This is a genomic window from Roseibium porphyridii (genome assembly GCF_026191725.2).
Taxonomy (GTDB): Bacteria; Pseudomonadota; Alphaproteobacteria; order Rhizobiales; family Stappiaceae; genus Roseibium; species Roseibium porphyridii.
Genome location: NZ_CP120863.1, coordinates 2,555,486 through 2,578,415 on the forward strand (window position 1 = coordinate 2,555,486; position 22,930 = coordinate 2,578,415).

Sequence of the window (22,930 nt, forward strand, 5' to 3'; positions counted from 1 at the left end):
AGGTTTTACAAAAAGACAATTACATTCTCGAAATGTGTGTTTTGCACTTCTTTAAATCTCGACGTCATCTTCGCTACCAACGCCAAATCGGCAAAAATTTGAGAATTGGTATCGAAGTATGACAGAAGCGTTGAAAACAGAACTGGTGAACTTTTCGGAGCTGACTGGTGAAGCTGGCAGCGCCCGTCGAGCGGAGCTGGCGCGGCACGTTGCGACCTTGTTCGCATTGACGTCGGACCGCTGTTCCGACGAGCAGGTCGATATCTATGACTCGGTGCTGTTGCGCCTGGTTGACATGGTGGAGTCCGAGGTTCGGCGATACGTCGCTGAGCAGATGTCAAGCCTGAGGCGCGGTCCGGAGGAAACGATCCGCCGCCTTGCAGATGATGACATTGAAGTTGCCGAACCCATTCTGGTGAGATCTACGGTCCTGCGCGACACCGATCTGATCAAGATCGCTGAGAAACGTGGCAACGCGCACCTTTTTGCCATGGCGCAAAGAGAAGTTCTGACAGAGTCTCTTACAGATGTACTGGTGGAAAAAGGGGACTTGAAGGTCAAGCGGAAGGTTGCCAGCAACGATGGGGCAAGCCTTTCAAATGCGGCCATCAATGCACTGATCAGCGATGCGACTTCGGACGCGACATTGCAATTGTCTCTGAGCGAGCGCGCGGACCTTGCTGAAAACCATATCTCCAACCTGATTTCGGTGGCCAGTGAGGAAGTCAGAAAAAAGCTGAATGCGGCCGGCCGGGGTAAGGATGCTGAGCGTCTGGACGAAGCCGCAGATATTGCCGCACAGCGTATGTCCAACCAGTATTGGCTTGGACGCTATGATTTCGAAACCGCTCGCAGCCGTGTGCTGATGCTGGCAAAACGCGGCATGGTCAACGAGGCGGCCTTGCGCCGGTTTGCCTCAGAAGACCGGTTTGCCGAAGTGGTGGCGACATTCGCCTGGCTGGTCAGGTGCGGCGTTGAGGAAGTCAGTCACTGGATGGTGCGTCCCGATCCTGAGCCCTTCGTGATCCTGGCCAAAGCCTCTGGATTTTCCTCTATCACCATAAGTTCGCTTTTAAGCATTGGTCCATGGCGGCACCGCCTGACACCTGAATCGCGCAGCGATGCAATGTCTCTGTTCGAGCGGATGACCATTGCAGAAGCCAAACGCAAGATGGCGCATTGGAATTTGAACGTCCTGCACTGAAGCGTAGATATATCCAGTACCTTGACAGCACTGGAGGGCCCGGTTCCTTGGAACCGGGCCCTTATCTATTGCTGCGGGAACAACTTGTTACACTTGGTTTCTTTTATTAATCACGGAACCGTGCTTAACAGGGGCTGTTTACTTTTATGAATCGTTACGGGGCTGAAATGCGTTCTTTTTCCCATCCGTCTTTTCAATTCAACTTGAAAAGACATCCTCTAACGTTGGCCGTTTTCGTTCTGGCTGCGATCCTGACAATGGGTTTTGCCGGCAGTCTCGGCGTTTCAGCTTCGCACGCCCAAGGCATCACCGGTGTCATTTCTTCCATGTCCGCGTCAAAGGACGCTGACACGGCAGAGACGTCGGAAGACGGCACAGAGGCCACCGATGCTGCTGCCGCGCGCGAAGCGGCCGAGCATAGCGAAGGCGAGGGTGTTCTGGCCAACATCGACGAGTTTGCCGATGAAGCGGTCGCGGCACGTGATGTATTCAAGACGATCCTTGGTGAGATCCCGGTCATTCATCAGACGATGTTGGCTACCTTGCGGGCAGAAGGCGAAGGCCAGGGTTTGAGCTGGATCCCGGTTGCCCTGATTGACATTGTTATCGCGGTTGTACTGGGGCAAGCGGCGTCCTTTCTGCTTGCGCGTTGGGGCCGCAGACAATTTGCGGGCATGTACCGGGCCGATGTCTATTCCCGGTCCGACAAGATCATCTACCTCTATCTGCGTGCCATACTGATGATCGTCGGTGTCGTGCTGTTTTTTGCTGTCGCAGCCATGGTGTTCCTGGCAATAGGCAGCGGACTTGAATCCGCTAATGAAACGGCAATGGTGGCCTTCGGTGTCATTTCCGTCTTTATGGCCCTCAAGATAATCTGGCTCAACCTTTTGGTTCCGGACGCGGCCAGCCATCGATTGTTGGCGCTGTCCGACAAGGAAGCCGGGGGCCTTTACCGTTTGCTCCTGATCGGTTCAGGTGTTTCGCTTACGGCCGTTGCCTTCTGTCTCTGGATGGAGCGGCTCGGGCTGAATGAAGATGCGCACAAGATCGCACTGATCGGGGCCTCGGCACTTTCAATGATCATCCTTATCGGGATTGCGCTTGTGTACCGCAAGGTCATTGGCAGACTGATCCGAGGCGAGGATGAAAGCACAACGTCCTTGTGGCGGCGGGTTCTGGGGAATGTCTGGCACTATGTCGCGATATTCTATTTCATCGTGGCTTGGGCAATCTCGGCCGTTCGAATTCTGCTGGACCTGCCGGATGCGACGGGCCTTGTAGGAGCCCCGCTTCAGGTGCTGCTGCTTGCAGCCATTGCCTTCGGCATCCTGATCCTGATCATTGATCGACTGTTGTTGCCCCGCCTTGATACAGCGGACGCGCAGGCCAAGATTGCGGAAGACATCAAGCGCGCTGAGGAAAGCGAAGGCACCGAAGATGATCCGGAAAGCGCGCTGGCTCAGGCGAGGGCTGAAGCGGCGGAACGCGAAGCACTGCGCACCCCGTTCCGGAACCTTTTCGACCGTGGTGCAGCAATCCTGGTGCTGTTCGGCTCTTTGGATCTTCTGGCCAACATGTGGGGTGTGCCTCTTGCCGGCAGCGGCTCGCTGATCGGATCTTTCGTTGAGGTCCTGCTCGTGATGTTCCTCGGCTACATGGCTTACGAAGCTGTCAAGATCGTCATAGACCGTCAGATCGCCAAGGAGTCCCCTGCAGACAAGGATGAGGAAGCTGAAGTCGGCGGCGCGGGAGAAAGCCGGATCGCGACACTGTTGCCGATCTTCCGCAACTTCCTGCTGATTACAATCGTGGTGATTGCGGCCATGGTGGTGTTGGCGGAACTCGGTGTAAACATCGCGCCGCTCTTTGCAGGTGCCGGTGTTGTCGGTCTTGCCATTGGCTTTGGCGCTCAGACCCTGATCCGGGACATATTCTCAGGTGCGTTCTACCTGATCGACGACGCGTTCCGGAAAGGCGAATACATTGATATCGGCAGTGCCAAAGGTGTGGTTGAAAAGATCTCGATCCGCTCGATGCAGCTTCGTCACCACCGTGGTGCGCTGACGACGGTTCCCTTTGGTGAAATCCAGCAGGTGGAAAACTTCTCGCGCGACTGGGCCGTGATGAAGCTTGCATTTCGGGTTACCTATGACACCGATGTCGACAAGATGCGCAAGATCATCAAGAACTTCGGCAAGGAACTTCTGGACGACGAGTATTACGGTCCGATGTTCCTGGCGCCGCTGAAGTCGCAAGGCATCCTATCCATGGAAGATTCCGCGATGATCGCGCGTGTGAAATTCACCACCAAACCCGGCAAGCAGTTCGAACTTCGCAAGGTCGTCTATGCCGGGCTCAGGGACCTGTTCGAGCAAAACGGTATCAAATTCGCGCATCGTCAGGTCACGGTTCGTGTCGCCGGTTCAGGCGAAGAAGAAAACGGACAGATTTCGCCCGAAACTGCCAAGGCGGCGGCGCAGGCCGCGCTTGCGGGCGGCGCTGCCCACACCACTTTTGACGACCTGGTAGCCGGAGAGGATGGCCAGGGGGCGGAGGATCAGCTCTAGCAACGGCTCCTTGGACTGAACACGCGTGCTGAAGCGCGATAGCAATGCTATGCTTCAGCTTGCGGGTTCCAGGATCGGGGAAAACATGCTGATACGAGCGCTGGTTTACACAACATTGCTTTTTGCATCGACGGGCTTTGCCTTTGCCGGGCCTGTTCAGGACAAGGCTGCGCAAGCCGAGGCTGCCTTGAGCGAGGACAAAGGAGCAGAAGCGGTCGCGCTGATGCGTGAGGCGATTTTCGAAGTCTGGAAACAGGCCCCTTTGTCGATCCCGACTGCGACCTTCGTCACGGCGCCTGCGGACGGTTATGGCATTTTTACGCCGAGACCTGACAACAGTTTTCCCGTTGGCGAAACGTTGCTGGTCTACCTGGAACCGATAGGATTTGACTGGAAAGCCGTTGACGGGTTTTACACCTCTCTTTTGACAGTCGACTTCGACCTGACGTCACAGGACGGAAAAGTGCTTGCCGGTCAAAAAGGGTTTGGCAAATTCGACTTCAAGAGCCATGTGCCGAACTCGGAGTACATGGCCAATCTGACACTGAATGTCAGCGGCGCACCAGCGGGAGACTATGTGCTGGTTTTGACCGTGAATGATGAAAATGGTGGTGGCTCGGCCAAGGTTCAGCTGCCGTTTTCAATCCAGTAAGAAGCAGCTCGTGCGCGACAACGCCATATGGCTGCCGATTTCAGTATCTGGCACATGGACCTTGTAGCTGAAATCCGATATCGGTCCCGCACTCGAATTGTCTTGGAAACGGTATGCAAATTGGATTTCAGGCGGGCGCCCTCAACGAGCGCGGCATGAGTGTGGCACTTTTTGATTATGCTCGCGGGGTTCAGAAGTGTCTCGGCCATGAAGCGGTTGTCTTCCATAGTGAGGCCAAGAGCGCACCTGCCGTTGTTGAAAAATTCAGCAAGGAACTGCGTCTGGTTGCAATGCCTATTGACCAGGATCCGTTGCGCTTCACAGAATCCTATTCCTTGAATTTTTGTTATTACATTCGCGACGGGAGGACGGACCAGCTGAATGTAGCCGCGGAGCGGTCGGGTGTTCATGCCGTCTTTCGTCACTTCGATCCTCATGGCGACGTTTATGCTTACGTCTCCGACTGGATGAGTGATTGGATGACGGGCGGCAAGGCGCCGTCTGTACCTCACATTGTGGATCTGCCGGAAGCGACTGGCGACATGCGAGCTGAGCTGGGTCTTGATCGTGATGCTTTTGTGGTTGGCCGGTATGGCGGCTTCGATCAGTTCAATCTCGAATTTGCACATCTGGCAGTGAGAGAAGCGCTGCAGCAGCGGTCCAATTTGCATTTTCTCTTTGTGAACACCGATGCTTTTATCGAGCACCCGCGGGTGATCTTCCTGCCGCCGATTGTCGAACCTATCGAAAAGGCACGCTTCATTGCGACTTGTGATGCCGGGTTGAACGCCAAGAAAATCGGCGAGAGCTTTGGGTTGGCAATTGCGGAGTTTCTGATGTTCGGCAAGCCTGTCTTCAGCTGGGCAGGGGGCATGGATCAGAACCATGTTGCCATGAGCCCCAGGAAAGAATGGATCTATCGGACACGCCGTGAGCTGGTTCGTCTCCTGGTTGACTTTTCACCGTCTGCGGAAGACGGAGATGTGGCGAGGCAATCTGTTGAGCAGTATCGGCCGGAGCCGGTAATGGCACGTTTTGACGATGTTTTTCTTTCCGGAAAATATCCGTCGAGTGATCTCACGCTGGATCCGGTGTTCAAAGCCAAACGGTTCCTTCAGGAAAAGGCGATGCGGGCCAAGTTCAGACTGTGGAAGAGCATTTGAACATGAAACTTTTTGACTGCTTCGTCTTTCACAACGAATTCGATCTTCTCGAAATCCGCCTTCGGGAAATGGGTGAACACGTCGACTGCTTTGTTCTGGTGGAAGCAAACCAGACTCAGCGTGGTGGAGAAAAGCCTTACTATTTCGCCGAGAACAGGGATCGGTTTGCGCCTTGGGCGGATAAGATCATCGACCTGCAAATCTCTTTTCCTGAAGAACTTCCACCGGCACTTGGTGTCTACAAGAACCGGCGGAAAAAGGACTGGGAGCGTGAAAACTTTCAACGCAATTGCATCGCCCGGGCGCTGGAACAGCTTTCCGGCGACGATCTTATCCTGCTATCTGATGTTGATGAAATTGTACGCTCTGACGTGTTGGCACGGGTGTTGGAGCAACAGCTCTTCAAGAACAGGTTGCTGGTTTTCGAGCAGAGCCTGCACAAGCACCATCTCAACCGGATCGTGCCGGGCAAGACCTGGTTGCTCGGGTCGAGGTTGATTGAAAAGAAGTATTTCACCACGCCGCAGCAATTGCGTCGAACCAAGGCGCGGATGACCAAGAAAGCTTTCGTTCCTGATTTTCTGACCCAGCCATTCCTGCGTGTGCGCAACAACAACCTGACGGGCATCAGCCGTCCTGTGCGAATTATGAAGGATGCAGGTTGGCATTTTTCCTCAATGGGCGGGCTGAAAGCATTTCAGACCAAACTGGCCTCGGTCGTCCATGGTCAGACGGTCGACACCAGCGACATCCAGAGACTTTACGAGCAAGAGCTGACCGGCACTGAACTTACTCCTTTGACCGAGTTACCCGGCTGTGTTCTGGAGGGCCGGTTCAATCATATGCTTGCGCCAGTTGACCGGGTTGAAACGACCTAGTGTCATCGCGAACCGGATCACTCGAATTCCGTTTATCTGATCGCTCTATCTTGCTTAGTGACTTCGAAAGGCGAAGGCGATGCTTCCCTGTGCAGCTGGCTATGAGAGTATTATCTCTATTATTTCAATAATCTACGCGAGTTGGGCGCGATAGCTGGTAACATTCGTTTCTGTTTCAAGTGTGAAATGAGAAAAATATGACTTTTTGAGTCGACTTTCTTCTAAGCTTCAGATACCCAGAAACCGTACACAATCCATACGGAGACCGCCATGTCTATCAAGACACAAATGTGCGGCTTCCTTGGAGCTATTGCAGCCAGCGTTCTTTTTCTTTCGCCAGCAACCGATGCACAAGCTGAAGCCTTGACGTTCACCGACATCGCGGGACGCGAAGTCACCCTCCCTGAATTGCCGGACAAAATCATACTTGGCGAAGGCCGGATGATGTACGGGATCGCTCCCCTGATCGATGGCAATCCTTTCGAAAAAATCGTTGGCTGGAAAAACGATCTGGTTCAATACGACCCGGATGCCTTCCGCAAATACGAAGCTGTCTTCCCTGAAGACGCCGCGCGCATGATTGACTTCGGCAATCCTTATGCCGGCGAGTTCAGCATTGAAGCAGTTCTGGAAGCTGAAACCGATCTGGTGCTTCTCGACGTGGGCAACCTGTTCAAGGCCGAAGAGACCGGTCTGATCGAAAAACTCGGCAATGCCGGCGTTCAGGTTGCCTTCATCGACTTTCGGCGGAATGCGACGGAAAATGCCATTCCTTCGATGCTGATCCTTGGCCGAATTTTCGGCGAAGAGAAAAAAGCCGCCGAATTCATAGATTTCTACATCGCACAGATGCGGAAAGTGACCAACATCGTCGACACGATACCCGCTGAAGATCGGCCCCTGGTCGTTGTTGAAAATGCCGCCGGTTGGCAGACTGACTTTTGCTGCTGGTCCTTTGGTCCTTACAACTACGGGCGTTTCGTGGAACTCGCCGGGGGTAAGAACTATGCTTCAACGCTCGCAAATGCCTATTCGGTTGAACTGAACCTGGAAGGGATCATCGAAGCTGATCCGGATGTAGTTTTCGGGACCGGTGCGAACTGGAAAGAAGCGAAACCGGAAGTCACCTCAACGCTGCTCGGTTACGAAGGTGATCCGGAAGTCAACAGCGACCGGCTTGCAGCGCTTGCGGCCCGCCCTGGCTTTGCCGATTTGCGCGCGGTGAAAGAGGGCCGATTCCATTCGGTCTATCACCAGTTCTACAACTCGCCTTACCATTTCATTGCGATTCAGGTTCTGGCCAAGTGGCTGCACCCGGAAGACTTTGAAGACCTGGACCCTGAGGCGACATTCAAGGAATTGCACGACCGGTTCCTGCCGTATGACCTGTCAGGCCAGTTCTGGATTTCTCTCAAAAACTAGGACCTTAAAGGTCCTCGGGCTCTGCGGTGAACCATACCGCAGGGCCTGATTTATCAGGTGTCTCATGTCTGAAATTACCCCGCCTTCCAGCGAGGCGTTGTTGCTGGTGCGCGGCTATAAACGCCGGTCCATGCAGCGTGTTGCCTTGGTTCTGCTTGCCTTCGCCGTGCTTGCCGTACTGGTGATTGTCGACGTGACCACGGGACCGGCAAATCTCTCAATTTGGCGAACCGCCGAAGTCATCTTTGACCGTTCGATCGCAACACCCAAAGAAGACGTCATTATCTGGCAATTGCGACTTCCCGTGGCGATCATGGCCGTAGCGGTCGGAGCTATGCTTGGCGTTGCCGGCGCCGAAATGCAGACGATTTTGAACAACCCGCTTGCCGATCCCTTCACGCTCGGTCTCAGCTCTGCAGCGGGGTTTGGCGCAGCTCTGGCAATTGTGCTTGGGTGGTCTGTCATCCCAGGTGTCGGCGGATTGTTTGTTTCGGTGAATGCATTTGTGTTCGCAATGCTGACCTCAGGTGCGCTCTTTCTTTTTACGCGATTGCGCGGGGTGTCGCCCGAGGCGATGATCCTTGTCGGGATCGCGATGCTCTTCACCTTCAATGCCCTCCTTGCGTTTCTACAATATGGCGCATCTGAAATTCAGTTGGCCCAACTGATTTTCTGGCAGTTGGGGTCCCTGGCGCGTGCCACGTGGGCGAAAGTGGGGGGTTGCTTCCTCGTTTTGGCGTTAATCCTTCCATGGTTCATGTACCGCTCATGGGCTTTGACCGCACTTCGCATGGGCGAAGACAAGGCGGCAGCACTTGGCGTGAATGTCAGCCTTTTGCGGATCGGTGTTTTGGCAGGTGTTTCACTGCTGTCGGCCGTTGCCGTGTCTTTTGTCGGTGCAATTGCCTTTGTCGGTCTCGTCGGACCTCACATTGCCAGGATGATCGTCGGTGAAGACCAGCGTGGCTTCCTGCCTTTGTCTGCCCTGTGCGGAGCGCTCATTCTCTCCGGCACATCCATTGCGTCCAAAGCGATTTCGCCCGGAATTGTCTATCCGATCGGCATGATCACGTCTCTCATCGGAATCCCGTTCTTCATTCTTTTGATCCTTGGTCAACGCAAAAGGCATTGGCAATGAGTGGGCTGTCTGCTGAAGGCCTGAGCTTTTCTTATGGATCTCGGCAAATCTTCAATCAGATCGATGTCGGACCGGTAAAAAGCGGCCAATTGACAGCCCTTATCGGACCTAACGCTTCCGGCAAATCGACCCTGTTTCGTCTGATTGCCGGATTGCTATCAGTTGAAACCGGCAAGGTGCAGCTCGGCGAAACCGATCTGACTTCGCTGTCCACGCGAGCACGGCTCAAACGCGTCTGCTTCATGCCGCAGTTTTTCACGGCAAACGCTGCATTGACCGTTTTCGACGTTGTCATGATGGCTCACAAACAATTGCAAGGCTGGCGCGTCAGCGAGGCGGACATGATCGCTGTCGGGACTGCGCTTGAAGCGGCCGGCATCGGCCACCTCGCGGAGGCTTATGTGAGTGAACTGTCCGGTGGGCAGTCTCAAATGGTCTCTGTGGCCCAGGCATTGATCCGGAACTCGGATGTTTATCTCTTCGATGAACCGACATCTGCGCTTGATCTTCGACACCAACTGGAAGTGCTGCGGCAGATCAGGTCAGCGGTTATTGCCAGAAATGCGATTGGAATTGTCGCCCTTCATGACCTGAACCTGGCAGCGCGTTTTGCCGACAATCTCATTCTGCTGGGCAAAGGGCGGATCCTGGCACAAGGCAGTCCTGCTGAAGTGCTGCGAAAGCAATCCATTGCAGACACCTATGGGGTCGCCATTGAAACCACTACCGGTCCCAGAGAGGAGATCGTCGTTCATGCTTACCCGTCGTAATTTTGTCCTTTCGCTGACCGCACTGGCAGGCGTCGGTCCGGCATTGGCGTGTCCTGCGCCCAAGGCTGACGGAACGTCGCATGGCATCTTGATGCTAAATGCCGACTGCGGTGATCCGGGCAATCCGAATGTCTTTGAACCTGCGATCCTGCACATAAACACAGGTGACAGTGTCACTTTCGTTCCGACGGATGCCGGGCACAACTCGGCATCAAAACGCGGCATGATTCCGGACGGGGCCGAGCCCTGGAACGGCGCGATCGATGAAAGACTGACAATCGAATTCAATGTTCCTGGAATTTACGGCCATATCTGTGTGCCGCATTACGAGTGGGGCATGGTCGGTCTGATCGTTGTTGGCCAGGACTTATCCAACTTAAAGGCTGCCAAGAAGGTGAGGCACCCGGGCAGTGCCCGAAAGGTCTTTCGTTCTCTATTGAAAGAGCTGGAGGCATAACCGGTAACCATGGTCACTCAACTGATCAATACGTGGACACGTGAGCCGCTTGAAGAAAGCGGCATGACAGCTGAACATACCTGGATCTGGCGGGAAATGATCTCTGCGATCGATGAGCAGGATCTGAGCGGGCAGAAGGTTCTGGACTTCGGCTGCAACCAGGGCGGTTTCTTGCGGCTGCTGTATGATCAACGGCCTTTCGCGTCGGGTGTTGGTGTCGACCTTGCCCAAAAGGCTGTCGATATCGCTGAAGCTCGGAAAGACGGGCGACCGATTGACTACCGTGCCACTTCGGATCTGGCCGAACTCGGTGAAATATTTGATTTGGCCTTCAGCCATGAAGTCATCTATCTGATTGAAGATCTTGCCAGGCATGCGGAGCAGATTGCCAGTGTCCTGAAACCGGGCAGCAATTACTATGCCGTCACCTGTTGCCACAAGGACAGTCCATTGTGGGCTTCTTGGAGGCCAAGAATCCAGGCCTTTTCAAATATCAATGTGCCCGATCATGGTGTTGCAGACATTGCAGGTGCTTTCCGGGCTCACGGCTTTGACGTCGCCGTTAGCCGGTTTCTGGCATCGGCCTTGGTCCCGTTGGAAGGACCGAACGACTATTTTCAAAGCGACGTTGAACGGCTCGATTGCTACGCAAATTGGAAACTGATGTTTCGGATGAGGCGGTTATAAGAGAGTTTGGCTGCAGGTCGTAACGAAGGATTTTGCTGTTCTGCCGATCAGCAACTCGGTGCACTGATATCACTGAGCGTTCTGAATGCAGCTATTTCGCCACTGATTGCTCAATGGTTCTCACAAAGTCCCTGAAGGTCAATTGGGCCTTTTCCTGATCTCGCGGACTGAACACGTCATCCTCAAGAACACAGCCGAACTCTCTTTCGACGGCCATCACAATGCCGATTGCGTCAAGGCTGTCGGCTCCCAGTTTTGCCAGTGTCGAGTTGGAGGAGATAATCCATTCGGCGATATTTAGTGTCTTGGCGACAACTGTTTTGGTGCGCGCTTCAATATCAGTCATTGGAATCGACATGGGAACTTTACGGAAAGGAGTGCACCGCTTAGTTCCTCCGATGACCTTACGCAAGGTCCTACACCTAAAAATTGAACCGTGACGCGAACTTGGGTTGCTTTTTCTTTCCAGTCGCCGCCTGAAACCCCATGAAACCGGCCAGAATGAAGAATGGCATTGGAACTTGTGTCACGCAAAATATTTAGGGGATAGGCTTGTGATCAGAGGCTGGAAAGTTGTCTTCAACATCCCAGCTAGGCTCAGCTGAAGATCCCACAGTACCGGATTCCAACAATCCCTATGTACGTGCAATGCTGGCTGCCGCTCTGTGCGCTGGGCAAGGCAGATTTCACGAGAAGAAATGGGAATAAAACCAGTCGCGTGTCTTGTCGTTTGCAGGCAACAAGGTCTCCAGTCGCAGGTCATCGAGTGCGGCATCAGCGCTCATGCCTATGGTCGCGATCAGTGAGAACATCTCAAGTTCAACGTTTTCGAAATTGAACCTGATTGTCAAAACCGGAGCATTTGTCGCCGGGCGCAGACCCTCCAACAGCCCCGCGACACCTTCCAGTGCCGCGAGTTCTTTCAGGAGTGCTTGCGCTTCCTTGTCATGTGGCCGTCTTGCCACCTCCAATTCCAGCATTCTTATCAGGGCTCTCGAGGTATCTTCCCAGTTCGAAATGCAGTTGCGCAGCTGTCCCGGTGACAGGATTTCACGCAAGAGGTTCGGATCACCGCGCGCACCTGCCATGGAAAAGAACCTCTTTGCAGGCTCATTGGCCTTAACGAGGTTCCAGATCCGGTCGATCGAGACCGCAGGGAAGGGAGCGTGACCTCTCAGGACATGATCGATAGAGGCATCGACGGCTTTCTGTGTTTCACCGTCCCACCCGTGGAGTGAAGACCTTGCTGCAAACCCGGCAGACAGAAGCATCGCGTCGACCTCAGCGGCAGGCATTTCGAGCGCTTCAGCCAATTGTGCGATGGCGAACCGGCTTGGGTTGGAGCGGCCGGTTTCAAGAAAGCTGATGTGCCGTTGTGACATTCCGGATTGAAGCGAGAGCTCCAGCTGGCTGAGTCTGCGGCGCTGCCTCCAGGATTTCAAAAATCCGGGAAACGCCGGATCGGAGATGTTCAGATTATGTTGCATGGCGCGATTGTGCACGCATCGCATGCCAAGGTCGATTACCTACGACGTAATTGAGTTGATGTCTCAGATCGTCAAGTTCAGGGCCACCCCTAACTGACGAGAGGTTACACAATGGAACATTCGAAAACGGCGCGGGCCTTCCTCGGAATGAATGCCGCATTTTCGTTGCTGACGGGTGCGGCTCTTCTAATCGCTGCAGGGCAGTTTGCGGAATTGCTGTTTGCCAACGAAGCGGCATGGCAAAGCTGGACGCTGCGTATTCTGGGTGTCGGCCTGATACTCTTTGGCGTTGATCTGATCTTCTTGGCCACGGACCGTTTTACTACAAAAGCACAGGTGACCTTGATCAGTTTTTTGGATTCGGGATGGGTTCTTGGTAGCGCATTTTTGCTTGTATTTGCCGGATCTCATTTTACCGGCACAGGCGCGGCCATTGTTGCTGTTGTGGCCGCATTTGTTACGTTTTTTGCGCTCGGGCAGTATCTGGGTGCGCGAAAAATTTTGGCGCCTCTCAGTCAGGCTTCGGTGACAGTGTCCGGCGGAAAAATACTGGCCAAGGTCAGCCGCAAAGTGGATGCATCACAGGATATCGTCTGGCGAGTCATGAGCGATCACCCCGGTTATGCGGATGTCGCCGACAATATCTCTAAGGTCGAGGTGGTTGAAGGAGATGGCATCGGAATGCAGCGGCGCTGTTATGGCCCGAAAGGAGAAAACTGGCTCGAAACCTGCGACTATTTTGAAGCCGGTCGGGGCTTTGGGTTCCGGATCCACACGGAAGCTGATGATTATCCTTACCCGATTTCCGATCTGCATGGGGAATGAGTTGTCGAGAGCAATGGAAACGGTTCGGAATTCGCGATCAATATCGAGGCAGAACCCAAAGGCAATTTCCTGGTTCAAACCTTGTTCAAGACCATGGCCAAACGGCAATTCAAGGCGGTCTTGGCTGATCTCGCCGATGCCTGGGCTGCGCGAATGGAGCGGGAAGCCCGGGCGTGACATGTGGTTGCCCCTGTCAGTAAGGCGATGAACGTGTCGCCTTGCCGACCCTCGGCATGCTTGCATTCTTGAAGACGCTCTCTTTTGGTTAGTGCTCAGCTGGAATGAACTCAAAGGGCTCTGAACGGGTTGACTGAGGATCATTATGTGAACAGGTTCGATACATGAGATTTGCCGTCATTGCCGATATTCATGGAAACTCTGATGCTCTGGAAGCGGTTCTTTCCGACATCGATGCCCTGGGAATTTCCACGGTGGTCAATCTCGGTGATCATCTGAGCGGGCCGCTGGACGCCCGCAGGACGATCGAGCTTCTGATGGAGCGCACGTATCCTTCAATCCGTGGCAACCACGACAGATGGTTGATTGAACAAGACCCGTCGGAGATGGGGGCTTCCGACAGGGCAGCCTATGAACAGCTGGCAAAGCACCATCTTGACTGGCTGAAGGCACTGCCGTCTTCGCTCACCTTGTTTGATGAAGTGCTGCTTTGTCACGGAACACCTGCCAGCGATGTCAGTTACTGGCTGGAAAGGGTTGAGGCGGACGGTCGTGTCAGATCTGCCACGATCGATGAGATCGAGGCGGAAGCTTCTGGTATCGATGCCAAACTTCTGCTTTGTGGCCACACGCATCTCCCAAGATACGTTCGATTGCGGGACGGGCGGCTGGTACTCAATCCAGGAAGCGTTGGCTGCCCGGGCTACGACGATGACACGCCGGTTTATCATCAGATGCAAACCGGTTCACCAAATGCATCTTATGCAATTGCGGAAAAGCCTGGCGGCAACTGGCTCGTCACGTTTCGCTCAGTTCCCTATGACAATCGGCGTATGGTCGAGATGGCAAAGCAAAAGGGACGGAACGAATGGGCCGATGCCCTGGCGACTGGCTGGATCGGGTCTTGATGTCGTCGTGATGAACCTCGGTCTCCAACAATGTTTGGTTCGGCATTTATTCGTCTCTGAAAACAATACGTTAACTCTGGGATGACGCAGAAAGGCCTTTCAGCGTTCTGAAAGCAGCCTCCATGTTGACTGACAATTGCGATCCGGACAGTTTCGGCTTCAAGGAGCGTTTTGGCGTTTCCTTGAAGGGCGCACTGATTGTCATCAGCACCAGATCCGGGAAAGAAGTTGACCATGAACAGGACATTTGATGCTGAGCGCCTGGATGTTCCTGACCTCCTGCAGCGGATGCCGGAGGGGTCTTCTCTCTCAATCAACACGATCCGCAAAGCCGACATGAAGCGCCTCAAGGGCATGGACCAGCTGCCGCTGGCGTTTTTGGGACTGCGTTGGCTCTCCGCACCTGACCTGACAAATGTGCCTTTGCCGTCTTCGCTGAAGGAGTTAAGGATCTGGCATTCCAACAAACTCAAATCGCTGGATGGCATAGAAGTCGCGACGGGTCTTGAGAAGCTTGATCTTCGGGAAAACGGATTACTGGAAAACGCGTCGGCTGTTCGAAACCTTCCAAAACTGCATAGCCTTTCCATCGAAGGCGGAAATTCTTCGCGGCAAAAGGTTGAAACTCTGAGTTTTCTGGAAGGGCTGCCACTGGAGCATTTGAGCCTTGTCGCTGTCGAAGGGCGTTCATTGGATCTTGGACCAGTTGCCCGCCTGCCGAAATTGAAGAGTCTCGATGTTCAGGGGCAGGAGTTTCCTTCGGTCGAGCTGGCCAAGGTTGCCGCGTCATTCCCCTGGTTCCTCGATCAGCTTTTGGATCTGCCGGAGTGCTCCATCAACGGGATGGCCTGCAAGAAATGCGGTGGACGCAAGAAAGAGCTTTTTATAAAGGAAGCGAAAGGCTTGTGGTGCCCTGATTGTGAAGCAGCTGGACTTGAAAAAGCGCTGACCGGTTTTCAAGAACTGGTCGCTGGTGCTCCGTGACAGGCCGTTTCAGCACCTTGAGCGACAGTCTATATGAAGCGCGCGATCTCCTCGATATGAATACTGGCACAATCGACAAGGGGAAACGGAGACGTTTCGGGGCTCATGATGGCATTCAGATCCGTGCCGCCCAACAAAACAGCTTCAGCGCCATCGGAAATTAGTCTCTCGCCGGCTTCCAGAAAGACCTTGTGCAAGGCATCAGACGGCTGGCCGGTTCGGGCAAGGGTGATGTAAGCTTCGTGAACCTGGTGCAGACTGTCGCCAACCGGCGCTCGTACGTCCACAGGTGCGAGTTTCCCATACATGGCCGAACTCATGACAGTTTCGGTTCCAAGTATCCCAACTGTCTGCACACCATTTTCCTGCAACCAGCTTGAAAGAACCTTTGTCAGGTCAATCACGGGCAGAGCAGATATTTCGGTGAACCGGTCAATACAGAAATGACCTGCAATTGATGTCACCACGACGTTTTGTGCTCCTGCAGCGGCGAGGCGATCCGTCAAGGTTGCGTAGATGGCGCATTGCGCAGCTTCATTGTTTCCGATCAGGTTCGCCAGCAGCGTTGAAGTGTCCGCATGAACGATCGTCAGCTCCAGGTCCTTTTCGATCGCAGCAGCGGCTCCAATGAGTTTTCGGTAATAGAAGTCGGTTGCCGCCGGTCCAATCCCTCCAATCAATCCGATATGCATGTTGGCCGATCCTTCCTGTTCCGCTTTGCGCAGTTGAAACCGAATTCAAGTCAGAGACGAAAATGTGACCTGTCTACCTTCCTGTCAAAGCGACCGGTGCTTCAGATCCACAAGGGGCCAGTCAGCTTTCACGGCTGCGCCTTCATAAAGGCTATTAAGGAAGGACAAGATCTCCTTCGCAGGATCGTCGGCATTTCGTGCGTCTTCGTATTTCAAGATAGCGAGAGCCCCGCCGTTTTTTTCCGCCCAAAAGGCGTTGCCGGGTTGCAGCGCAATCTGGTTCATCTCCACCGGTTCCGGATAGGCATAGCCGTAGAATGCCGGTTCCTGAAAACTGTCATCGCCCGGCCAGAAACCAATCGAAATGACCTCATGAGAATAAGCCTCCTTGTCGGACTGTGTTCCACCTTCAAGCGGGTGTGCACGTCCTGAGAAGCGCGTCACGACAAGATCGAACGAGTGCCAATAAAGCTGAACAGGTGTTTGCTTGCCGACGAAACTGGTCCTGTAGGTTTCGAACGTGCTTGAGATCCGGCACAGCGCGCGCCAGAAATCCGAAACAGCTTGCCGGTCATATGCGCGGGGAGCATGGTCTTCGGGGAAGGGGACAGTCGATTTGTTGTCATAAGGCTTGCCGACGATTTTTACAGGGACCTCAAGATCGTCCAAACGCGAGAACAGTGCCTCATAGAAGGCTGCCACTGTCAGCCCGGAAACCGAAAACGACTTTCGCACGCCATCGTTTCTGCCGATGATGACCTTGTGGTCGAGCATGTCATAAAGGATCTCAAAACCGCTATCGCCATAAGGGATCCGTCCGGTTGTCAGGCCGCGCACGTGAGGATATAGCGTGACGTGCCACCAGTGGTTCAGTTTCGGATGCGCCTTCAGCCGCACTTTTCCAATCATTTGCAGAAACAAATGCAGCGTGTCCTTGGTGTCAGCCCAGTTCTTGTAGGGAAGTGGCGGCAATGAGCTCATGGAAGCAGTTCTCCGAATTGAAAGCCTGATTGTCGGTGCTCTCAAGCCATCTAGTCTGAACTGGATTGGGGTCCAGACCAGAGCTTTGGCGCAAGCGACCGTTTTGCTCCCCAATCGCCAAAACGGTGTGTTCTTCTGCTGATTTCTCCCAAGGCAGAGGTTGCGCCTGCTTTTTTTGTGGGGGAAAAAACAGGATGGAAGGCGTCAAGAAAAAAACTCTTCATGAAGAAGCCTGGGCACAGGTCTATCCGTTGACCGACCGGCAGCTTTCACCCCTTGGACTTCAAGCTATGGCAGCCTTGGCACTACACGCTGGCGGCCATGTCCTCGATGTTGGGTGCGGCACGGGGCAAAGCCTTTTGCAACTTGTTGAAAGAGTTGGACCGACCGGGCAGGTCGTCGGTGTTGATGTGTCCCGAACCTTCTTGGCTATTGCAAAGGAACGGACGCAATCCTTTCACCAGATCAAGTTGATTGAAGCAGATGCACAGACCGTCTCCTTGCCAAATGGAAGCCTCGATGCGGTCTTTTCGCGTTTCGGTATCATGGCATTTGAAGATCCTGCTGCCGCCTTTGCCAACTTTCAGAAAATGCTCAAGCCTGAGGGAACGCTGGGATTTTGTTGCTGGGCTGAGCTTCAGGACAATGAGTTGGATCTGCTGCCTCTTGAAGCTTCGGGAATGCTTGCCAGGGTCGATCAAACGCCGTTCAGCTTTTCAGAGCCTGTCTTTATTCGAAAGATACTGAAAGGTGCCGGATTTCACGATATTGCCATCACCCCTCACAAAGTGCCTGTCTCTTGCGGTGGTATTGAGGAAACGATGGACGTTCTTCTCAGGGTTGGAGCATTGGGAAAGATCGTTCGAGAAGATCCGGATCTTCGACCGCAGATCGAACCGCTTTTGCGGAAGGTGTTGATTGACAGAAGCGGCAGGGAACATGTGCACCTCACTGCATCTATCTTTGTTGTAACAGCATCAGCCTGATGCAAATGCTTTTTCCAGGAATAGCAGAAACTGCCTCGCTCTAGCGGGGGTTACGATCAATCTGACGATGTAGCTCTTCCACCAGCGTGCGCACCGCTTCACGCTCTTGCTTTGCGGCCACGTAGATTGAGACGGGAACTGCACCGAGCTGGGGAAGCTTGAAACGCGGTCCAATGTCGATCAGTTTCTCGGACAAGGCCGGGCGCGGCAGAATTGTTGCAGCCAGACCGGCAAGCAATACAGCTCTGAGGCCAACCGGGTCGGCATGGAATTGCAATTCGGTCTGTCTTTCCGGCTCAGTGTCTAGCGCGGTGAGAGCGTGACGGCGCAGATCGCGCGCGTCATTCAGGAATGCGAGTGGCAGCGGTCTTGAACTGTCATATGCAAAGGATGGAACGGCGGTCCACACGAGTGATACGGGCACGGTCTCAATGCGTCCGGTATGTGGTCCCTGATCCAGAACCAGAGCAATGTCGATGCTGCCGTTGTCGAGGAGATCCCGAAGGTCGTGACTGCGCGCTGTCGTAACAGTTACCGGGTTGTCCGGTGCCGCCGTTGCAAATCTGGCCAGTGCAGGCGGCAGCGCCGACAGGGCGAACGTCATTGTGGTGCCGAGCCGGATGGGCGAAGCTGTTCCACTGATTGAGGATCCTTCCATGGCTTCATCGGCCAGTACCAAAAGGCGGCGCGCCTTTATCAGAAAGGCGTTTCCATCATTTGTGAGGCTGACGGGTTTGCCGCGTCCACGCTCTACCAGTTTTCGGGACAGTCTCTGCTCCAGGAGACGAATGTGAGCACTCACAGCCGATTGTACCGTGCCGGTTCTTTCTGCAGCTGACGAGAAGCTGCGCGTGTCGGCAACTGCGACAAAGCTTTCTATATGGCGGAGATCAAGAGACATTAAAATCACGAAATCAGATTTTTAGTAGCATGTAAAATCGTTTCTTTTCGCATTGTTTTGAGCGCTAGATTGCAGCTCATGACGTTTGAAGCCTATCTCCTCGCCGCACTGGCTGTTTTTCTGACCGGCATCTCCAAAAGTGGATTTGCGGGTGGTCTGGGCATACTCGGTGTCCCACTCGTCGCCTTGACCATGCCACCGCAATCGGCGGCAACGCTGTTGCTCCCGGTTCTTCTCTTGATTGACATTGTTTCGGTCTGGCGTTTTCGTGCCTCCTGGAAGGCGCGAACGATTATGGCTCTTCTTCCGGGTGCCGGCATCGGGATCGGTCTCGGAATGATCGGGTTTTCAAGCCTCGATCCCAACCTGTTAAAGATCGGCATCGGGCTGTTGGCGCTCTGGTTTGTGGTACGCCAGGTCTTTGGAGACAAAACAGTTGCGGGCACACTTGGACGTCTGGGCGCCGCGAAAATCTTCGTTGCAAGCCTTGTGTCGGGATTCGCCGGATTTGTGGCGCATGCAGGCGGTCCGCCGATAAAAGGAACGATCCTCAGCCTGGGGTTGGGCAAGTCAGCGTTTGTGGGAACAAATGCGATGTTCTTCTTCATCCTCAATCTTGCAAAGGCAGGTGGGTATGCTTCACTTGGGTTGTTTTCGGTTTCTGGTCTTTTGTCGTCCGCCGCTCTCGTCCCTTTTACGCTGATGGGTATCTGGGCAGGCTTTGCGCTGCATGACAGGGTACCGCAGCGCCTGTTCGTGCGCATGGCTTTTGGCCTGCTTGCCCTTGCCGGTCTGAACCTCCTGGTCTTTGGGGGAGCGGGGCTGTTGACGGGAGCGGTCTGATCGGCACTGCATCTGGTCGTGAGAATGCGATCACCAATCCGTTAGTGTCAGTTGATGCCGTCGCGCGACATACTTCTCTTGCTTCGTTTATCCATCTGGGGGTGGGATGTCTCGTCTGCTAGCAGTTCTTTGTGTCGGTTTTCTTATGTCGTCGCCTGCAGTTGCCACTGTGATCAACGGCGAAGTTCTGCGCCAAAATGGAAATGGCGAATTCAAGTTGCTCGATACGTCGGTTCCGTTTTCGGTTGGACATGACAACTTCAACACAGATCATCTTTATGCATTCGACGAGGATCAGAACATACTTTTGAGCGAGCCGATCAGGGTCGATATCGGCGGTGATCGCGGCATGATCCCGCAAGGAACAACGGTCGCGAGCCACTATGTCTTTTTTGACAGCTTGTCCGGCGTTCACGAGGGGTATGTGGATTTTGATGCTCCAATTCTTGGAATTGCAGCGCTCCCAGATACCCTGGACGCGACTGATTTCCTGGCAAACAACTCCGTGAATTACATCAGCACTGATCTCAGGGGATTGGAACCAGGTGACTATGTCTGGATCGATCCCGACGATCCATTTCGTCTCTGGGTGCTTTGGGCAGGATCTTCACCGGGAGACTACATCCGTGTCTTTACCGAAAAATCGCTGGGTGCGATGATGTAAGCGCCAAAAACAAGCGGCATGATGGGTTTGAGCCCGCCAAAACTACTTTTCCAATTCTATATGCCTTTGCCTTGAGTTTCGCCTAGTGCGTTCGCTGTGCGATTGTTCAACTCTTCCAGACTGCTTTCGGAATAAATCGAAATACACTTCAAAAGCTCATGGCAGAATTTTCAGCATCAGGGGATTACGCTTACTGCTGTCGATTATATGCCAGCCTAGCTTTTCGTAGAAAGTAATGGCGTCTTTTGCGGCCTGTGTCTTCAATTGCCTAATGCCCCTGTTCGCTGCAAATGTTTCGATTTCCTGCATCATAGCAGTGCCGATCCCTTGCCTTTGAAAGTTTGGCAAGATTGCTACTAGCCGCACAACACCGAGAGTGTTTTCATTTTCCTGATCAAGGCGGACTGTTCCAACAGGTTGATCGTCCCACAAGAATAAGAGCGGAATGTTTTGCTCCTTGTACTCGTCGGGATGATTTTCATCATACCCGTTCCGGCCCCGCAATTCGTAGAGAACGTGCTGTCTGATGGAATGGTAGGTACTCCAATGCGTCTCGCTTTCAACTCGCAACAGTCTTGTCTTCATCGCCATCTCGCGCATCTGCCTCGACTTGGAGATGGTGCTTTATCATTGAAACCTGCACAATCCTTGCTTGCTAATGATAAGCTTCATTGACCATTTGTGAGTGTCCCTGATTGATTGATTTAAGCAATAATCGAAAATAGTTTTTCCTTTTTTTATAAAATACCAGCTGATCTGACTCAATATTCGCGCCGTACTCAGCCCTGTAATTCGACAAATCAGGAGTAGAGTCCATGAAAAAGAGCGTCCTCGCGCTAGCAGCATCATTGTGTCTTTTTGCAAGTACTTCAAACGCAAAGACAATCGTAGATATCGCCGGAGGCGATGAGCGTTTCAGTACTTTGGTCGCTGCTGTTCAAGCCGCTGGACTACAGGACGCCTTGCAGGGACCAGGCCCGTTCACGGTGTTCGCTCCCGTCAATGACGCATTTGCTGCACTTCCCGAAGGCACGGTGGAAACCCTTCTCAAGCCGGAAAACAAGGATCAGCTGACCAACGTCCTGCTTTATCACGTTGACGACCGTAAGCTGACTTCGAGCAACATTCCGGTTGGTTCAAACTACTTCAAGCCGCTTTTGACCAGCGAGCGCACCTGCATCACGCGCTCGGGTGACGGCGTTCAAATCGCAGACGGCAGCGGAGCGTCTGCAAATGTCATCATTGCTGACATTCAAGCCGAGAACGGCGTGATCCATGTCATCGACAAAGTGCTGCTGCCGGGTGACAGGCCTGCCTGCCACTAAGAAATCTGGCATTCCTGCCCCGAAAGGCCCGCAGTTACTGCGGGCCTTTTTGCGTTCTGGAAGCCGACTCCGCGTTTCGGTCTTTCGGGGTCGACGCATTCTGACCAAACCATGTCGCAAATGTTCCTCGTGCTTGCATCTTTCATCTAATTGATATAAAGATATCTTTATATCGACATTGATGCTTGATGAGCAGTACGTGAGCATGACCGACGAGCAGACACTTTCCGTAGACGATACCCTGGCCGCTTTGAGGGCCGTGGGAGAGGCAACGCGTTTGCGTCTTGTGGCGCTTCTGGCGGAAAGTGAACTCACCGTGAAGGATGCGACAGCAATCCTTGGGCAAAGCCAGCCTCGCATCTCCCGGCACCTGAAGCTGCTTGCTGAAGCCGATCTCATCAAACGCTACCCGGAAGGATCCTGGGTCTATTATCGCCTGGCCGATGGACCGGAGGGAGAACTCGTGCGCGGGCTCGTTGCGCGCATCTCAAAGGACGATCCGGTCCTTGCCGCTGATCAAGAGCGTTTCCAGGCTATTCGCAAGGCCAAGGCCGAAGAAGCTGCGGCTTACTTCGCAGCACGGGCATTGACCTGGGATCGGGAGCGTTCTTTGCATGTGTCAGAAGACGATGTGGAAGCTGCGATGCGCAAAGCGCTCGGCGAAACACCCTTCCAGACCTTTCTTGACCTTGGAACCGGAACAGGCCGCTTGCTTGAACTCTTTTCCGATCAATATGTCTCTGCGCTCGGCATTGATGCATCCCATGACATGCTTGCCGTTGCGCGCGCCAATCTTGCAAAAGCCGGTCTGGTCAACGCGCAGGTTCGCCACGGCGATGTTTACGCGCTGAACGTGCCGCCGCGCTCATTCGATGTCGTGGCCATTCATCAGGTGCTGCACTTCTTGGACGATCCGGCCAGGGCTCTGAGCGAAGCGGCTCGGGCGTTGCGCCCGGGTGGTCGGCTCATCGTAATCGATTTCGCCCCGCACGAATTGGAGTTTCTGCGTGAGAACCACGCCCATCGGCGGCTTGGTTTTGCGCAAGACCAAATGGAGCGTTGGCTGGAAGCTCTTGATCTCGACCTGGAGCAGGTGACTGACCTCGTTCCCGGCGATGACAGCGAAACAAACCTGACTGTTACTCTTTGGCTGGCCCGCGACCGCCGTGTCGTTACGGATCTGCCGGCTCCGAATTCTTCCCGAGAGGTTGCTTGA

The 22,930-nt window shown here is 53.9% G+C and carries 25 protein-coding genes; 19 read left to right on the top strand and 6 right to left on the bottom strand.

What is annotated here, in order from left to right; all coding sequences use genetic code 11:
* Positions 1–118 precede the first annotated feature (118 nt).
* The 10 genes from K1718_RS11940 to K1718_RS11985 all read left to right on the top strand — a co-directional run bounded on the left by K1718_RS11940 (position 119) and on the right by K1718_RS11985 (position 10,941).
* Positions 119–1,204 (top strand): DUF2336 domain-containing protein, encoded by a 1,086-nt coding sequence (locus K1718_RS11940; RefSeq protein WP_152501128.1) that lies wholly within the window; start codon positions 119–121, stop codon positions 1,202–1,204.
* A 167-nt stretch (positions 1,205–1,371) separates the two neighbouring features.
* Positions 1,372–3,774 (top strand): mechanosensitive ion channel family protein, encoded by a 2,403-nt coding sequence (locus K1718_RS11945; protein WP_265684557.1) that lies wholly within the window; start codon positions 1,372–1,374, stop codon positions 3,772–3,774.
* A gap of 25 nt (positions 3,775–3,799) precedes the next feature.
* Positions 3,800–4,426, top strand: coding sequence for a hypothetical protein (locus K1718_RS11950; protein WP_265684558.1), 627 nt, complete (start codon positions 3,800–3,802; stop codon positions 4,424–4,426).
* A 113-nt stretch (positions 4,427–4,539) separates the two neighbouring features.
* Positions 4,540–5,589, top strand: a complete 1,050-nt coding sequence (locus K1718_RS11955; RefSeq protein WP_265684559.1) for a glycosyltransferase family protein — start codon at positions 4,540–4,542, stop codon at positions 5,587–5,589.
* A 2-nt stretch (positions 5,590–5,591) separates the two neighbouring features.
* On the top strand, positions 5,592–6,467 hold the full coding sequence (locus K1718_RS11960; RefSeq protein WP_265684560.1) for a glycosyltransferase family 17 protein: 876 nt from the start codon (positions 5,592–5,594) through the stop codon (positions 6,465–6,467).
* A gap of 270 nt (positions 6,468–6,737) precedes the next feature.
* Entirely contained in the window at positions 6,738–7,889 is a 1,152-nt protein-coding gene (locus K1718_RS11965; protein WP_265684561.1) for an ABC transporter substrate-binding protein, read from the top strand.
* Positions 7,890–7,953: 64 nt separating this feature from the next.
* The gene (locus tag K1718_RS11970; RefSeq protein ID WP_265684562.1) at positions 7,954–9,027 is read left to right on the top strand and encodes a FecCD family ABC transporter permease; all 1,074 of its coding nucleotides are present in this window, start codon (positions 7,954–7,956) and stop codon (positions 9,025–9,027) included.
* Positions 9,024–9,797 carry an ABC transporter ATP-binding protein gene (locus tag K1718_RS11975; RefSeq protein WP_265684563.1) on the top strand — a complete coding sequence of 258 codons (774 nt, stop codon included), beginning with the start codon at positions 9,024–9,026 and terminating at the stop codon, positions 9,795–9,797. Before K1718_RS11970 ends, K1718_RS11975 begins: the two co-directional genes overlap by 4 nt.
* Entirely contained in the window at positions 9,781–10,254 is a 474-nt protein-coding gene (locus K1718_RS11980) for a pseudoazurin (RefSeq protein WP_152501136.1), read from the top strand. The genes K1718_RS11975 and K1718_RS11980 overlap by 17 nt, the downstream gene beginning before the upstream one ends.
* A 9-nt stretch (positions 10,255–10,263) precedes the next feature.
* Entirely contained in the window at positions 10,264–10,941 is a 678-nt protein-coding gene (locus tag K1718_RS11985) for a class I SAM-dependent methyltransferase (RefSeq protein ID WP_152501137.1), read from the top strand.
* A 91-nt stretch (positions 10,942–11,032) separates the two neighbouring features.
* On the opposite strand, the gene K1718_RS11990 is transcribed toward K1718_RS11985, so the two are convergent.
* Together K1718_RS11990 and K1718_RS11995 are read right to left on the bottom strand one after the other, a co-directional pair.
* Positions 11,033–11,287, bottom strand: a complete 255-nt coding sequence (locus K1718_RS11990; protein WP_173005977.1) for a phosphopantetheine-binding protein — start codon at positions 11,285–11,287, stop codon at positions 11,033–11,035.
* Positions 11,288–11,627: 340 nt separating this feature from the next.
* Positions 11,628–12,428: a helix-turn-helix domain-containing protein gene (locus K1718_RS11995; RefSeq protein WP_265684564.1), complete on the bottom strand. Its 801-nt coding sequence runs from the start codon at positions 12,426–12,428 to the stop codon at positions 11,628–11,630.
* 111 nt (positions 12,429–12,539) lie between these two features.
* Here K1718_RS11995 and K1718_RS12000 point away from each other — a divergent pair, with 111 nt between their 5' ends.
* From K1718_RS12000 to K1718_RS12015, 4 genes are all read left to right on the top strand, one after another.
* The gene (locus K1718_RS12000; RefSeq protein WP_265684565.1) at positions 12,540–13,253 is read left to right on the top strand and encodes a hypothetical protein; all 714 of its coding nucleotides are present in this window, start codon (positions 12,540–12,542) and stop codon (positions 13,251–13,253) included.
* Positions 13,254–13,594: 341 nt separating this feature from the next.
* Complete coding sequence (locus tag K1718_RS12005) at positions 13,595–14,338, top strand: metallophosphoesterase family protein (RefSeq protein WP_265684566.1); 744 nt, start codon at positions 13,595–13,597, stop codon at positions 14,336–14,338.
* A 122-nt stretch (positions 14,339–14,460) separates the two neighbouring features.
* Positions 14,461–14,589: a hypothetical protein gene (locus tag K1718_RS12010; protein ID WP_265684567.1), complete on the top strand. Its 129-nt coding sequence runs from the start codon at positions 14,461–14,463 to the stop codon at positions 14,587–14,589.
* Positions 14,573–15,322: a leucine-rich repeat domain-containing protein gene (locus K1718_RS12015; protein WP_265684568.1), complete on the top strand. Its 750-nt coding sequence runs from the start codon at positions 14,573–14,575 to the stop codon at positions 15,320–15,322. The genes K1718_RS12010 and K1718_RS12015 overlap by 17 nt, the downstream gene beginning before the upstream one ends.
* A gap of 29 nt (positions 15,323–15,351) precedes the next feature.
* Here the strand turns inward: K1718_RS12015 and K1718_RS12020 are convergent, their stop codons facing one another.
* Positions 15,352–16,014, bottom strand: coding sequence for an aspartate/glutamate racemase family protein (locus tag K1718_RS12020; protein WP_265684569.1), 663 nt, complete (start codon positions 16,012–16,014; stop codon positions 15,352–15,354).
* A gap of 84 nt (positions 16,015–16,098) precedes the next feature.
* The gene (locus tag K1718_RS12025; protein ID WP_265684570.1) at positions 16,099–16,995 is read right to left on the bottom strand and encodes a DUF5996 family protein; all 897 of its coding nucleotides are present in this window, start codon (positions 16,993–16,995) and stop codon (positions 16,099–16,101) included.
* Positions 16,996–17,189: 194 nt separating this feature from the next.
* On the opposite strand from K1718_RS12025, the gene K1718_RS12030 reads away from it, so the two are divergent.
* Positions 17,190–17,981 (top strand): class I SAM-dependent methyltransferase, encoded by a 792-nt coding sequence (locus K1718_RS12030; protein WP_265684571.1) that lies wholly within the window; start codon positions 17,190–17,192, stop codon positions 17,979–17,981.
* A gap of 40 nt (positions 17,982–18,021) precedes the next feature.
* On the opposite strand, the gene K1718_RS12035 is transcribed toward K1718_RS12030, so the two are convergent.
* Positions 18,022–18,882, bottom strand: coding sequence for a LysR family transcriptional regulator (locus tag K1718_RS12035; protein WP_265684572.1), 861 nt, complete (start codon positions 18,880–18,882; stop codon positions 18,022–18,024).
* A 78-nt stretch (positions 18,883–18,960) separates the two neighbouring features.
* Between K1718_RS12035 and K1718_RS12040 the strand changes: the two genes are divergently transcribed.
* Positions 18,961–19,725, top strand: a complete 765-nt coding sequence (locus K1718_RS12040) for a sulfite exporter TauE/SafE family protein (RefSeq protein WP_265684573.1) — start codon at positions 18,961–18,963, stop codon at positions 19,723–19,725.
* 106 nt (positions 19,726–19,831) lie between these two features.
* Positions 19,832–20,389: a hypothetical protein gene (locus tag K1718_RS12045; RefSeq protein WP_265684574.1), complete on the top strand. Its 558-nt coding sequence runs from the start codon at positions 19,832–19,834 to the stop codon at positions 20,387–20,389.
* 156 nt (positions 20,390–20,545) lie between these two features.
* Here K1718_RS12045 and K1718_RS12050 read toward each other — a convergent pair whose 3' ends face one another.
* Positions 20,546–20,974, bottom strand: a complete 429-nt coding sequence (locus K1718_RS12050; RefSeq protein WP_265684575.1) for a GNAT family N-acetyltransferase — start codon at positions 20,972–20,974, stop codon at positions 20,546–20,548.
* A gap of 230 nt (positions 20,975–21,204) precedes the next feature.
* Between K1718_RS12050 and K1718_RS12055 the strand changes: the two genes are divergently transcribed.
* Both K1718_RS12055 and K1718_RS12060 read left to right on the top strand, forming a co-directional pair.
* Positions 21,205–21,714, top strand: a complete 510-nt coding sequence (locus K1718_RS12055) for a fasciclin domain-containing protein (RefSeq protein ID WP_265684576.1) — start codon at positions 21,205–21,207, stop codon at positions 21,712–21,714.
* A 205-nt stretch (positions 21,715–21,919) separates the two neighbouring features.
* Positions 21,920–22,930: an ArsR/SmtB family transcription factor gene (locus K1718_RS12060; protein ID WP_152501149.1), complete on the top strand. Its 1,011-nt coding sequence runs from the start codon at positions 21,920–21,922 to the stop codon at positions 22,928–22,930.